This window comes from Emticicia sp. (assembly GCF_049241225.1).
GTDB lineage: Bacteria > Bacteroidota > Bacteroidia > Cytophagales > Spirosomataceae > Emticicia.
Genome location: NZ_JBMLRC010000141.1, coordinates 9,809 through 23,662 on the forward strand (window position 1 = coordinate 9,809; position 13,854 = coordinate 23,662).

The 13,854-nt window shown below is 38.2% G+C and carries 12 protein-coding genes; 6 read left to right on the top strand and 6 right to left on the bottom strand.

Annotated elements, in window-relative coordinates:
- The 6 genes from ACOVO2_RS08395 to ACOVO2_RS08420 all read right to left on the bottom strand — a co-directional run.
- A partial coding sequence (locus ACOVO2_RS08395) for a 4Fe-4S binding protein (RefSeq protein WP_421769528.1) occupies positions 1-1,129 on the bottom strand: 1,129 nt, incomplete at its 3' end.
- A 4-nt stretch (positions 1,130-1,133) separates the two neighbouring features.
- Positions 1,134-2,546 carry an NAD(P)/FAD-dependent oxidoreductase gene (locus tag ACOVO2_RS08400; protein WP_421769529.1) on the bottom strand — a complete coding sequence of 471 codons (1,413 nt, stop codon included), beginning with the start codon at positions 2,544-2,546 and terminating at the stop codon, positions 1,134-1,136.
- A 150-nt stretch (positions 2,547-2,696) separates the two neighbouring features.
- Positions 2,697-2,957 (bottom strand): type II toxin-antitoxin system RelE family toxin, encoded by a 261-nt coding sequence (locus ACOVO2_RS08405; protein WP_421769530.1) that lies wholly within the window; start codon positions 2,955-2,957, stop codon positions 2,697-2,699.
- 11 nt (positions 2,958-2,968) lie between these two features.
- Positions 2,969-3,433, bottom strand: coding sequence for a hypothetical protein (locus ACOVO2_RS08410; RefSeq protein WP_421769531.1), 465 nt, complete (start codon positions 3,431-3,433; stop codon positions 2,969-2,971).
- An 84-nt stretch (positions 3,434-3,517) separates the two neighbouring features.
- Positions 3,518-4,447, bottom strand: a complete 930-nt coding sequence (ctlX, locus tag ACOVO2_RS08415; protein WP_421769532.1) for a citrulline utilization hydrolase CtlX — start codon at positions 4,445-4,447, stop codon at positions 3,518-3,520.
- A gap of 138 nt (positions 4,448-4,585) precedes the next feature.
- A complete protein-coding gene (locus tag ACOVO2_RS08420) occupies positions 4,586-6,019 on the bottom strand; it encodes an arginine deiminase family protein (protein WP_421769533.1) in 1,434 nt (477 codons plus the stop codon).
- A gap of 351 nt (positions 6,020-6,370) precedes the next feature.
- Here ACOVO2_RS08420 and ACOVO2_RS08425 point away from each other — a divergent pair, with 351 nt between their 5' ends.
- The 6 genes from ACOVO2_RS08425 (at position 6,371) to ACOVO2_RS08450 (ending at position 13,823) form a co-directional block, all read left to right on the top strand.
- On the top strand, positions 6,371-9,556 hold the full coding sequence (locus ACOVO2_RS08425; protein ID WP_421769534.1) for a cyclic nucleotide-binding domain-containing protein: 3,186 nt from the start codon (positions 6,371-6,373) through the stop codon (positions 9,554-9,556).
- A gap of 26 nt (positions 9,557-9,582) precedes the next feature.
- Entirely contained in the window at positions 9,583-10,974 is a 1,392-nt protein-coding gene (locus ACOVO2_RS08430; RefSeq protein ID WP_421769535.1) for an ATP-binding protein, read from the top strand.
- 25 nt (positions 10,975-10,999) lie between these two features.
- Positions 11,000-11,374, top strand: coding sequence for a response regulator (locus ACOVO2_RS08435; RefSeq protein ID WP_421769536.1), 375 nt, complete (start codon positions 11,000-11,002; stop codon positions 11,372-11,374).
- Positions 11,371-12,417 carry an adenylate/guanylate cyclase domain-containing protein gene (locus ACOVO2_RS08440; protein ID WP_421769537.1) on the top strand — a complete coding sequence of 349 codons (1,047 nt, stop codon included), beginning with the start codon at positions 11,371-11,373 and terminating at the stop codon, positions 12,415-12,417. Before ACOVO2_RS08435 ends, ACOVO2_RS08440 begins: the two co-directional genes overlap by 4 nt.
- Before the next feature lie 181 nt (positions 12,418-12,598).
- Entirely contained in the window at positions 12,599-13,363 is a 765-nt protein-coding gene (gene sufC, locus ACOVO2_RS08445; RefSeq protein WP_421769538.1) for a Fe-S cluster assembly ATPase SufC, read from the top strand.
- A 79-nt stretch (positions 13,364-13,442) separates the two neighbouring features.
- Positions 13,443-13,823: a RidA family protein gene (locus tag ACOVO2_RS08450; RefSeq protein ID WP_421769539.1), complete on the top strand. Its 381-nt coding sequence runs from the start codon at positions 13,443-13,445 to the stop codon at positions 13,821-13,823.
- Positions 13,824-13,854 lie beyond the last annotated feature (31 nt).

Below are 13,854 nucleotides of genomic sequence, written 5' to 3' on the forward strand. Positions count from 1 at the left end.
GAATAAAACCGAGTAGATTATAGCTACCAGTAAAGTAGGTATAAAGCACGCCGATGGTCATGATAATGGCAAAAGCCAAAACTCCATGAATCAGATAGCGTTCTATCTTCCACGCCTTCAGAGATTTATCAGAAAGTTGTCGGAAAGGGTCGCCCAAAGTCTCAGCCAATCCTCCACAACCACAAACCCACGAGCAGTACCAACGTTTACCAAAGAAATAGACCATCACTGGCACACCAACTACAAAAAGTGCAATTCCCCACACCAATAAAAATATACCAAATGTACCGCCCGCAATTAATTTGTCAATCCTATAATTAAAGAAAAATGAATAGTCGAGCGGCCACATATTTTTTAAATCGGCCGATGGTAAATTCAGATTCGACATGATTTCGGGTAAAATGAAAGCAATACAAGTCTGAAAGAACATAATGGATAAAGTCCTGAAAATCTGATATTTAGAATGTCGATATTTGATAATATATCTGATTCCCATTACCAAAACAGAAATCGTGTAGAGAAAACCATACATAAACCAACGACTCGCTTCGCCACCATTGATGAGTTTACTCACAGGGTCAACGAGCATTGTCCAATTGGCAATGTATTGCGGCTTGAAATAAAGAGCAATATAGAATAATATCAAAAAAGTACCAATGCCAATGCCCAGCCATTTGCGTGTCATGGCAGGGTTGAAGTAAATGCCATTGTTTTTAATTCCTGCGGGTTTTTGTGCTTCGGGAAGGATAAAAAGTAATGCCCCAAATATAGCCAAACCGAAAGTCAACAGAAACATAATACCTTTATTATCAACCAAATATCCATTTGCAGAAGATTTTACGATTGTCAAGATTGTGTCTTCATAAATCTTTTTATCCCATGCTTGTTGAGCATTATAGACTTTATTGAGTTGATTTATTCCTTCTGATAAATCGGAAGCGAATGTATATGAATTTGAATAGCTTTGGTCAACCATCGAAGCCAATTCTATTTTAGCATCCAGAAGGGCATCTTCTTTGAAGTTTTTCTCCAAAATTTCATTGGTCAAGGTATAATTATTCATGCCCAAAGTGCCAACAAATAGCCCAAATGCAGCAAGAAAAATAAAGAGTCCGAGTTTTTGTATCATGGCTTTAGAATATTTTTGAGAAAATCCCTTTTTTTGATTTTAATGTTAAACTGCTGCCTGTTTCAGCGTTGTATTTTTCCAATATTTCTTTTTCGTACTGTTTGAAAAATTCGGGGTCGAAATTGGCTTTTGGAAGGTTTTCTAAAACATATTCGATGCTTTTACCCGACGAAATCCACTCATCCCAAATTTCGTGTCGCATTCTGATACCAAAAGTATTCATTCCTGTAACTGATTTACTATCAGCTTGATAATTGATTCTTACGCAGATTCTGCCCGAAGAATGTTCCCAATAGTAAGTTTTCGTGCCTACTGGCAATTCGGCAGTGACTTGACCGTAAGTTTGATACTCAATATCAAAGAATTTGGCCGAGTTGAAGAAAATCCCAGGCTGATATTTGGTTGGTTTACCGCAGATTGTTCGGGCTACTGTTTCGCCCATGATTCGGCCCGTGTACCAAATTTGTTCAATATTTTTCCTTCCAACTTGTGGTTTTTCGTGTTCTGCACAATCTCCAACGGCATATACATCCGCAATATTTGTTTCGAGGTATTCATTTACCAAAATTCCACGATTGAGTTTTATTCCGCCAACCCCCAACACAAACGCAGGCTTTTCTCTTCCAATCATGTTTCCTTGTGGCACTTTCAACAAACCAATATTTGGACTAACGCCAACCGTTAAACCCACAAATTGGCATTCGATTTCCTCACCCGATTTTGTTCGTATCGCTTTTACTTGCCCATTTTCATCGCCAATTATTTCGTCTAACTCGCTCGAAAATTGAAGATTTATATGATTTTCTTTGATGTGTCTCGAAATCAAGGCTGACTCTTCGGGCGGCATTACGGCATTCCAAAAACTACTTTCCCGCACTAAAAATGTTACGTCAATTCCTCTCGAATGAAGCATTTCGGCCAATTCTACGCCTATCAAACCACCACCCACAATGACTGCTTTTTGAATTCGTGGTGTTGTTTCTTCCAAAGACTCTAGATCTTGGTAGCTATAAAGTCCTTGCACACCTTTGAGGTTTTGCCCTTTCCAGCCAAACTTATTGGGCGTTGAGCCAAGTGCTAAAATCAATTTATCATAACTGATTGAGCCACCAATTTTTACTTCTTTATCATCCGTATCGTTGGGCAATCTGAAATATAATTTCTTTTCTTCAAAATCAACTGTTTTAACCCATGCACGTTTCAACTCAATACGATTTTTCTCCCAAAACCAATCTTCGTAGGGTTTCGTATGTTCAAACTTCATGTGTCCCATATAGACATACATGAGAGCCGTACGAGAGAAAAAGTGTTCAGTTTCGCCCGAAATGACAGTAATTTTACAATCAGATTGCTTTCTGATATGTCGAGCGGCAGTAATTCCGCTAATGCCATTTCCGATAATAACAACGTGTTCCATGAGGGTTGAGTTTTGAAACAATTCTTTTACAAAATTGTGGACTTTGAAAATACCGATTTGTCAGCTAAACGACTAAATATACGAAGAAGTTTTGGAATTAGTTTTGGTTAAAGATTTAGCAAAAAAGCCCTTTTATGAGGGCTTTTTTATTCAATTGTCATAAATATCTCTTCTGTGACCAACTTTAACAACTTCTATAATAAGTTCGTTGTTGATTATTTTATAGATAACCCGATAATCCCCAACTCTAAAACGAAATAAATCTTTAGAACCTTTAAGTTTTTTATAACCGTTTGGATATGGATTTGAGGCTAAGGCATTGATTTTAGCATTAATTGTCTCCTGATAATCTTTTGGTAGTTCTCTTATTTCTTTGGCAGCACTTTTAGAAATAACTATTTTGTAAGCCATAAAGAAGATAATTAAGCTGTTTTTAGAAAAGTTTCAAAAGGTATCTTTTCTTCAAACGCTCTGTTTTTTGCATCTAATCCATCATAATAATCCTCTAACATTTCTTCAATACTCATAGATTTATCAAATTCATCTTCGATTATGAGTGTAAGTAAGAAGTTATTTTCGTTTATTTTATTATTTATTTTGGTTACAAGGTTTAAAAATTCTTGTAAGTTTGAATTGCGGCTATTAGTCTTTTTTGTAGCAATCTTTTCAATTATTGTTTGAAATTTTGATATTGAATTAATAGCTTCTTGAGCGTCTTGTTTACTTAATTCATGTATAAATGACTGATAGCCAGTTAGTTCTAATAATATTTTTTGATAGCCACTAATCAAAGGCTTGTATAAAATACTCCCTATACTTGGAATAGACAATGCCCATGAAGCATGAGCTTCAAACGAATTGTGATATGTTGGTAAAGAGATAGTCATAATTTTAAGATTATAATTGTATTAGTGTTAACGTACAAAAGTATTTATTAGTTTTGAAAATTTACAATTTTCACGCCACACTTTTTATTTCCCTGGCAAATGTACTTCGGCCATCATACAGCGTGCCGAACCACCACCGCAAGTTTCAATCATATTGAGGTCAAAGTGTTGAATAACAGCATATTCTTCGAGTTCGAGTATTTGCGAACGGTTCAGCGAATTATAAGCCGATGTTGACATTACGAGCAAATTATTTCCTTTCAAACTCTTAACCAGCAACATATTTCCCGCAAACTGATTCATTTGTTCGAGCGAAATCTCAATGACGTGTTTGCCGCTATTAGCTAAAGATTCTTTCACTAACAAACGCTCATCTAAATCAGGAATTGACTCTAAACAAATAACTGCGAACGTATCACCCACACACATAACAACATTCGTGTGATACACCTCTTTGCCATGGGCATCAACCGAAGTGAATTTTACTAATTTGTAATTCATTTGCTTTGCCCAAGCATCCAAAACCTCTGCGTTTGTGCGAGGTGAAATACAGGCATAAGAAGTACGATACATGCGGTCGAGCACCATGCTGCCTGTACCTTCGAGAAACTTATTTTCTTTCTCGAAATGTGTAAAATCCAGCACAACTTCTACATGGAATTTTGTGCGTAAATCATCAATTATATCGCTTCTACGCTCCAAACGGCGGTTTTCTGCTTGCATCGGATACAAACAAACCTTGCCCGAATGATGAAACGAAATCCAATTATTCGGAAAAATACTATCGGGCGTATGCGGCTCAAGTGTATCGTCATAGACCATTACATTTACGCCAGCAGCCCGCAATTGGCTCACCATCGCATCAAATTCTCGAAGGGCTTCTTCTTGCGTAATATTGTTAGTCAAAGACTTAGCTTTTACATCTTGAAAAGCATTACTTTCGGCGGTTTGCTCATTAAAAGCAAAATTCACTGGCCGAATCATGAGTATGTTGGAAGTGGTTTGTGCTTGCATAAAATTTAATGTTGAATTAGTGAATGAGAGAATGAATGAATAATAGTTTGAAGAAGTGAATTACTCTTCATAAATGAGTGAGTGATAGAATAAGTTTTTTTTCTATTCTATCATTCACTCATTCTATCATTCACTCATTCAAAATTGACGCAGTATCGGCATACTCATACAATGTGAGCCGCCTCTGGCTCTTGAAAGTTCGGCCGATGGCAACATAATAATTGTATCGGTCAAGGTTTCGGGCGAAAGCTCGTTTTTCTCGAATTTTTCGAGTAATTCAGCCGCTCTAATTGTCTGAAAACCTGCTTCACGGAATGCTTCAGCGGTCTTATCGTTTCGGTCGTAACCGATGGCAATTCCTTCTTTTACGACCAATAAATTACACGAATCTGTCCATTGTTCCCTTGCTCCGTAAGGGAACTCATTATTGCCCGAATATACAAACTTTATAGGCTCATAACAATTCAAATCATCTTTTGTTATTGATGAAAGCAAGTCTTCGAGGTTAGCAAAGTTTTTTACTTTTACCACACCATCTTTATTAATAAATTGTTTAATCGTCAATGCTTCGTAGCTTGGCTGTTGGCCGAGTTCTTCCCAAATTGATTGTTTTTCGGCTTCTTCTTGAATTCTACCGAGCGAGCCAAGCAGTACCCAAACATTGCGTTTGATTTGCGTAAAAACGGTGTCGATGTGCATATAATCACGTTTTTGCGGAATTTTCACAATCGTAACTTTCTGCACTGCATTTTTCTCGAATAATAAATCAATGGCTTGTCTGGCTGCTTCAACCGAAGTTCGTTCGCTGACACCAATGAGTAAATGGTTTGGTGCAACCATCATTACATCGCCACCTTCGAGCGTGTTCAAGCGGCCTTCTTGTTCTTCTTCTGGCAATAAAAAATGGTTTTCATCTTCCGTAATCTCAATGATTTTTCCTTGCAAATCTTCAAACATCGGATGATTAAAGAAAACGTATTTTGCCAAAAGCGACTCTCTTGTGCGGGCATATTTGGCTGGTTTATTGAGCAAAAGATGGTCGTTTACAACAATACCAATATCACGAGTAAAAATCAGATTCGGAATTGGCGGAAAGAGCATTTTATTGTTCGGTAAAATACCCGTTATCAGTACTCTTGCCAAGTCGATGTTTGGCATTTTAGCCATTTCGTTTTGAAACTGGTACGAACATTCTTCAACCGCACAAACCGCCGCAATGAGTTGGGTTCGCACTATCGACATTTCTAAAATATCCGAGAGTAATTTCTCAAACTCAATAACTTTATCGGAGTTGAAATACTTTTTGTTGGAAGGCTTATAAAAATCTCTTGATTTATCGGAGTCAATTTCGCTTAGTTTTCCTTTAACTTTCTCACTATCAAGAAAATACAAAAGGATTTTTACGTAGAAATCATATTCATCTCTACGCATGGTTTCGAGATGCACGATGTCTTCAAATAACCAATCTTGAGCTTTTGAAGGTACAACTTTGCCCAAACCACTATCTGGACTATGGATAACAAGGCGACGTAAAGTACCTACTTCTGAAGATACAAATATATTATTGTTCATTGAGAAATAACGAGTTAGAGTCCACGGACAACAATCCACAGACGACAGAATTTATGTTTTAAAGTAGTGGTATAAGCTCCCCTTTAGGGGCGGGGGGGTTAGTAAAACCCAAAATTGGCCATGAAGGCAAGCAACTGAAAGAAGAAAATTGAAATTCGATGTGGTTTACAAAAGTGGCGATAAAGCCCCGTAGGATTTTCGCTACAGTTTTCTACCAAGCAAAGGCTATTCGGGGCTATATTTTTTTGTATTATTACCATACTATGTTGCAATATTACAAATCATTAGACTTATTTCAAAAGTTTTTCAAGCAAAATTCCTAACTTGCGATGTTCACATTTAAGACCCACAATGGCCAATTTGTTTACCCGAAGTAAAGAACAATCGACTTTAATCTTATTTTTTCTTCATAATTTTTTTATTAGCATCGGAACAGTCTTGGTTTACGTTTCGGCCAATATTATTTTGCTCGAAAATCACCCCGAATTTTCTTTGCCAATTGCCTATATTCTCTCTACACTCGCCATGATGGGCGTGGGCAAAGTTTATGAATACTACGAACACCATTATCTGCTCCAAAAACTTAGTAGTCGAGTGCTTTTGGCGGTTTTGATGATGTCGTTATTGATGGGACTCATTGTCTATTTGAGTCACTCAATTTTTACGGCTGTTGGCATCATGGTGGGTTTTCGTATCATTTATTTATTGGTAAATTTGGAGTTTTGGGGTGTTTCGGCGGTCGTTTTTGATGTGCGTCAGAGCAAGCGTATTTTTAGTGTCATTGGCTCGGGCGATGTTCCTGCCAAAGCCATCGGTGCAATTCTGACCGTGCTTATTCACTCAACTTCGGTTTTGGCAATTCTGATTTCAGTAGCATTTGTGATGTTTTTGTTGGCATTTTTCACCCAAAAACGTACTTTACAGCTTACCGAAATGCCAGAAGCTCAACCTGAGCGTAAGATTAGGAAAGACGATTCTAAATTTATTCAACAACTTTTTGGAGGGAATCGTCTGATCTATGAAATGTGTATTGGTTTGGTGGCGGTGTCGCTTTCTGCTACTTGGATCGAGTATAACTTCTTCGTAAACGTCAAGTACAAATTTCATAGCCAACACGATGTCATTGCTTTTGTGGGTTATATGTTGGCCATCACGTATTCTATTTCTACGATTGTAAAACTCTTGCTTTCGAGTAAAGTGATTGATAGATTTGGTTTGCGAAATGCCCTGCTTTTCTTACCAGTCGGAACGGTGATTATTTCGGCAACTTTAGTGGTTTTATCTTCTTTCAGAAATGATGAAACTTCACTTCTGATTGATTTCAGTGCTGCATATTTGCTCTTTGAAGTCATGCGTCGTACGATGTTCGACCCTGTTTTTTTGGTCATGTTTCAGCCACTTTCTACACATCAACGCCTCAAAGGACACACGCTCGCCAAAGGTTTTTATGAGCCTTTGGGAATGGGAATCGCAGGACTTTTACTTTACGCCGAGTATTATTTCGATTTTTCTTTCACTTGGATTCACTTCGGTTTTACGGTTCTTTCGGCGTTTATTGCCTTCTATTACCTGAGTCGGGCGTTTCGTCATTATATTATGGAGTTGAAAACGGCTTTGAGCAAGCGTTTCTTGAGCGATGATGAATTGGTGATGCAAAAAGATGCTTTTAAGGCAATTATTAAAAACCTTAAAAGCGAAAAGCCCGAAGAAGTTATCAGTGCCATTGATTGGATAACTCGTTTCGATGCACCAAAATTAGATGCGTACTTGGCAAATTTACTCCAACATTCATCAGAAAATGTACGTATAGCCGCCTTGCGTGCTGCCAATAAACTTGAAATAAGTGCTGAAAGTATCAAAATATTGAGTGATAATATTGCAACCGAACCCAACGCAATTTGCAGACAATTAGGCGGACAAATTTTAAGTAAAAAAGGTTTTTGGACAGAAGAAAAAATAAATGAATACCTAACTTCTGATGATTTGGCATTGACCGAAGGAATTCTGACAACCACGCTCGCCACGCCCAACAAAATCGGCAAACAGCAACTTGAAAAATATTGCTTATCTGGAAGTAGTTTAGAGCAGAAACAAGTGGCCTTGCGACTCATAAAGTCTTTAAAACTAAGTGAATACGAAATTTTCGTTTCAGATTCTTTATCGAAAACCGAACTTCAACCCGAGGCAATCAAAGCCGCAGGAAGTTTGGCTACAAAACCGATGATAGTTTCGCTGACACAATTATTGTTTAGTCATTCGATGGCCAAACGAGCTTTAAAACAACTCATTAACATTGGCGAAGAAGGCTTCCTCACAATTTCTTCCCTCAAAAACACCGATGATACTTTTGCTCTTAGAAAACTTATCAGTTTTTGTGAGAAATATCAAACCGAAGACTCCCGAAAACTGCTGTTTTATTTAATCGAAAATAAAAATTGGGAAGTAAGTACGGCTGCTTTGAAGGCTTTGGGAAATTTTGAAAAAAATGAAACCCATCGTGCTTTCTTCGAGCAATCTTTAGAACATGAATTTAAACACGTTTATCAACTCTTGAATGGTTTTGATTCGATACCTAAAGACACTTTACAATATGAATTAGACCAAACTTCCGACCGAATTTTTTATATTCTTACTTCTCTCTACGACCGCGACATCGTGCAAGATGCCATGCAGGGAGTAGAACATTCATCAAAAGAAAAACGAGCCAATGCCCTCGAAATTTTAGATAATATCATTCCCAGAGAAATTTATAAATGCCTACATGCTTTGCTCGATGATTCGAATATCGAACAGAAAAAAAGTATTTTTGGCGAATTTATTGGCAAAAACACTGAGTTGAAGTCAATTATTTCGGTGATTTTGGATAAAGGCGAACGCTATTTTGGTAATTGGACAATCGCACAGGCATTGCAAGCTTGGAAACCTGCACAAAACAAATTTTCGTTAGGAGAGCTAAGTATTTTTGAGGCTTACCTCAATCACCCAAATTCGCTGATCAAAGAAGCGGCTTTCAAAAAACTTACCGATAACGAAGTTTGCAGACAACAACCCGAATTTGAAAAATATATTAAACAGATTGATATGAGTCATTCACACGAAAAAGCTACTGTATCCGAACTCGAACGAGTGATTGTATTGAAAAATACCCAACTTTTTGCCGAAACTCCCGAAAATGTACTAACTTCGATTGTGCCAATCATGAAAGAAATCAGTTTCCAAGAGGGAAAAACCATCTTCAAAAAAGGCGAAATCGGTAATTGTATGTATATCATCTATGCGGGCGAAATCGGCATCTATGACCACGAAACGCTGCTCGCAACTTTCACTAAAGGTGATGTCTTTGGCGAATTAGCCTTGCTCGATGCCGAACCACGCTCTGCATCGGCGGTTGTAGAAAGCGATGTTTTACTTTTCAGAATCGATCAAGAAGATTTCTTTGATTTAATGGAAGAACGAAACGAACTTTTGAGAAGCGTACTCCGAATTCTTTGTCAGAGAATCAGAACCCAGAATGATAAAATCAGACGTTTGAGTTAAAAACAAACTTTAAACCCACAATATCAATGAGTAAAATTGATTTTAGCGATGTTGTAGTTGCCACTGCCACAATGGCAGTTGTGATGGGTGTTGTCATGAAAATCTTAGAAACAAAGACTCGTGACCGCAAACTCCACACCATATTGAACTACGCGTGGCTGGGAATGATTCTTTTCTCGATGCTGATCAATTCGGCGGGCTACGAAACATCCTATTCAACAATTATATGCTTGACTGTCCTGTATGCTGTTCAGCGTTCAAAAGGTTTTCCGCCTGCCCGAATGTTGTCTATCGCATTCGTACCCGCAGCTATTGTCTATCTTATCAACGATATTTTTTTACTTCTTACACCCAACTTTTTTAAAGATAACAGAGACTACTTTGATACCGCACGTGGATTTGCCTTTATGTGGGTTATAGGTTTTACGATTTATGCCCAACGCCAAGCCAAACGTGACAAAGTAATGCGTGATAAAGCTGAAGCTGAAAGAAGAATAATTGAAGCCAAGAAACAAGAACTCGAATTCCAAGTAGCCGAACGCACTGCTGAATTAAGAAAACAGAAAGAATCGCTGGAAGAAGCTCTTGAAGAACTAAAAACTACCCAAAACCAGTTGATTCAAGCCGAAAAAATGGCTTCATTGGGCGAACTTACGGCAGGAATTGCCCACGAAATTCAGAATCCACTCAATTTTGTCAACAATTTTTCGGAAGTATCGGTCGAACTTTGTCAAGAATTACAAGAAGAACTCGATAAAGAAGATTTCGACAAAACCTACATCGCAGAAATTTTGAGTGATATAAGTCAGAATCAACAAAAAATCACGCATCACGGGCAGCGTGCAGCGAGTATCGTACGCGGAATGTTGCAGCATTCAAGAACCAGCAACGGGCAAAAAGAATTGACCGACATCAACGCACTGGCCGATGAATATCTTCGCCTGAGCTATCACGGTCTAAGAGCCAAAGACAAAACTTTCAATGCTGACTTTAAGACAGATTTAGACACGAATTTACCTAAAATAGAAGTTATTCCGCAAGATTTTGGAAGAGTTTTATTGAATTTATTCAATAATGCCTTTTATGCTGTTTCAAAACGAAATTCCGTTGGTGAAACCGTAGAGACAGGGCATGCCCTGTCTCTACAAACGCAATACAAACCAACAGTATCAATATCTACACAACAATCTGATAATCAGATAATAATCAAAATTATAGACAACGGAACTGGAATGCCCGAAAGCATAAAAACAAAGATTTTTCAACCATTTTTCACCACCAAACCAACCGGACAAGGCACGGGCTTGGGGCTTTCACTCAGCTATGATATTATCACAAAAGGGCACGGTGGTACGCTCGAAGTTGAGAGTGTAGAAGGTGAAGGAACAACATTTATTATAAAGTTACCTCATATTTGATTTTAATTTCAGACAAAGCACATTTATGAAAATATTAGTCGTTGATGACGAAGAAGATGTAAGAACGCTGTTTCAGCAACGTTTTCGCCGAGAAATCCGGGCTGGCGAATTTGATTTTGCATTCAGCGGTTCGGGCGAGGAAGCTCTGGAATTTTTAAAAAAACAAGACTTAGAAGCAGTTCTGATACTTTCTGATATCAATATGCCTGGCATGAGTGGAATCGAACTTTTACGCCAAATTCGTTCTACATCCCCCTCTTCACCACCAACAATTATGATGATAACTGCCTATGGCGATGCTCAAAGCTATGACCAAGCTATGGCTTTGGGAGCAAACGATTTCCTGACAAAACCAATCGACTTCATCGAACTCAAACAAAAACTCCAAAGCTCACTATGAACGCCAAAATAATGGTTGTTGATGATGAGGCCGATTTAGAAATCCTCATCAAACAAAAATTCCGCCGACAAATCAGAGAAAAAGTTTACGAATTTTGCTTCGCCTCCAACGGAATTGAAGCCCTACGAGTATTGCAGGAGCAACCTGATATCGACATCGTGTTGAGCGATATAAATATGCCAGAAATGGATGGGCTTACCCTGCTTTCAAAGCTCGCCGAACAAAATCCACTACTAAAATCGGTTATTGTTTCTGCGTATGGAGACATGGATAATATCAGAACAGCCATGAATAGAGGAGCATTTGATTTCGTATGTAAACCCATCAATTTTGAAGATTTAGAACTCACTGTCGAAAAAACACTCAAACACGTCATACAGCTTAAAGAAACCCTTCAGGCCATCAAAGAAAATAATATTTTGAAAATGTATGTCGATGAAAACGTACTGAAATTTATGGGAAGCCACGAATTTGAGTCGTCATTGACAGCCAACGAAACCATCGAAGCCAGCGTACTATTTGTTGATATTTGTGGATTTACGGCTATTTCCGAGAAAGAAACACCCGATGTTGTAGTCAATCTTATCAATAAATATTTTGATGCAATGGTCAAAGAAATCATGGAGCAAGGTGGACACATTGATAAATTTATGGGAGATGCCGTCATGGCGGTTTTCAAAGGCGACTACCACCTCGACCGTGCCATCGAGGCGGCATTAGCTGTAAGAGCCAACATAGACTCGATCGAAGAAAGTTTACCAAGCCACATAAAATACACGCCAAAGGTTTCGATTGGAGTCAATACTGGTGAAGTGATTTCGGGGAATATCGGCTCCGCAACGCTACGACGATTGGACTATACCGTTATAGGCGATGTCGTAAATACTGCCCAACGTTTGCAATCGGCCGCCCAACCGAGCCAAATTTTATTGAGCGAAGAGGCCTACATGAAAGTAAAAGAATCGTTTACATGCCAAGAAGTTGGCGAAATCAACCTCAAAAATAAAGCTTTACCTGTGAAGGTTTACGAAGTAGTTTCCTGAAAATATATAAAAAATCCAAGAAAAAAGGAACAACAAAGCTTTATTTAGAGTTATTATAATTAAGAATAGCATCTTGGCTATTTTGATTGTATCTTTGCAAATTATTTGCAGACTGAAATACTCTTACTGTTGTTTCGCTCTGCACGCACTTATTAAGTTTATCATAAGCAATAAAAATAAAATGCTCACTATCAGTAATTTACACGCCAGAATTGAGGAAAAAGAAATATTACGTGGAATCAATTTAGAAATCAAACCAGGTGAAGTTCATGCTATCATGGGGCCAAACGGCTCGGGTAAAAGTACTTTGGCTTCGGTATTGGCAGGTCGTGAAGACTACGAAGTAACCGACGGTTCGGTTACATTCAACGGAAAAGATTTACTCGATTTAGCTCCCGAAAAACGTGCTGCTGAAGGTATTTTCTTGGCATTCCAATACCCTGTTGAGATTCCAGGTGTTACAACCATCAATTTCTTGAAAACGGCTCTCAACGAAATCCGTAAATACAATGGTCAAGAACCATTGGATGCCGCACAGTTTTTGAAGCGTATGAAAGAAAAAGCAAAATTGGTAAAAATCGATGATGCTCTTTTGAAACGTTCACTCAACGAAGGCTTTTCGGGTGGTGAGAAAAAACGCAATGAAATATTCCAAATGGCCATGCTTGAGCCATCTTTGGGCCTATTAGACGAAACCGATTCGGGTCTTGACATCGATGCTCTTCGTATTGTTGCCGAAGGCGTTAACCAATTACGCGATGGAAACCGTTCGTTTGTAGTAGTAACTCACTACCAACGTTTGCTCGATTACATCGTGCCGGATTTCGTACACGTACTCTACAAAGGTCGTATCGTAAAATCGGGAACAAAAGAATTAGCTCTCGAATTGGAAGAAAAAGGCTACGATTGGATTAAGAACGAAGTTGACGCTCTTGAAGTTGCATAATATTCAATGATAGCATGAGAGAATGATAGAATTTTTAATATTCACTCATTCTATCATTCTCTCAATCAAAATTGGTTTTATGCAGAAATTTCAAGTTAAAGATAGTCCGAAACCTGTGGGGCATTATTCGCAAGCGATTGTGAGTGGTGGGCTGCTTTTTACTTCGGGAATTTTGCCGATAAAAATCAAAACGGCCGAAAAATTGCCAATCGAGTCAAGTATTGAAGAGCAATTAATAACTGTTTTTGAAAATTTAACTCAGATTTTGCAGGAAGTAGGGTTGAGTGCTGAAAATGTAGTGAAAACTACGGTTTATATTTCAGGCGGAGAAAATTGGGGAATTGTGAACGAACTTTACGCAAAATTTTTCGGCGAACATCGCCCCGCACGTTCAATCATTCCGGTGCCAGAATTGCACTTTGGGTATAAAGTAGAATTAGAAGCAATTGCAGAATTGTAGACCGATTTTCCGAAATTGTTCGGAGAAATTG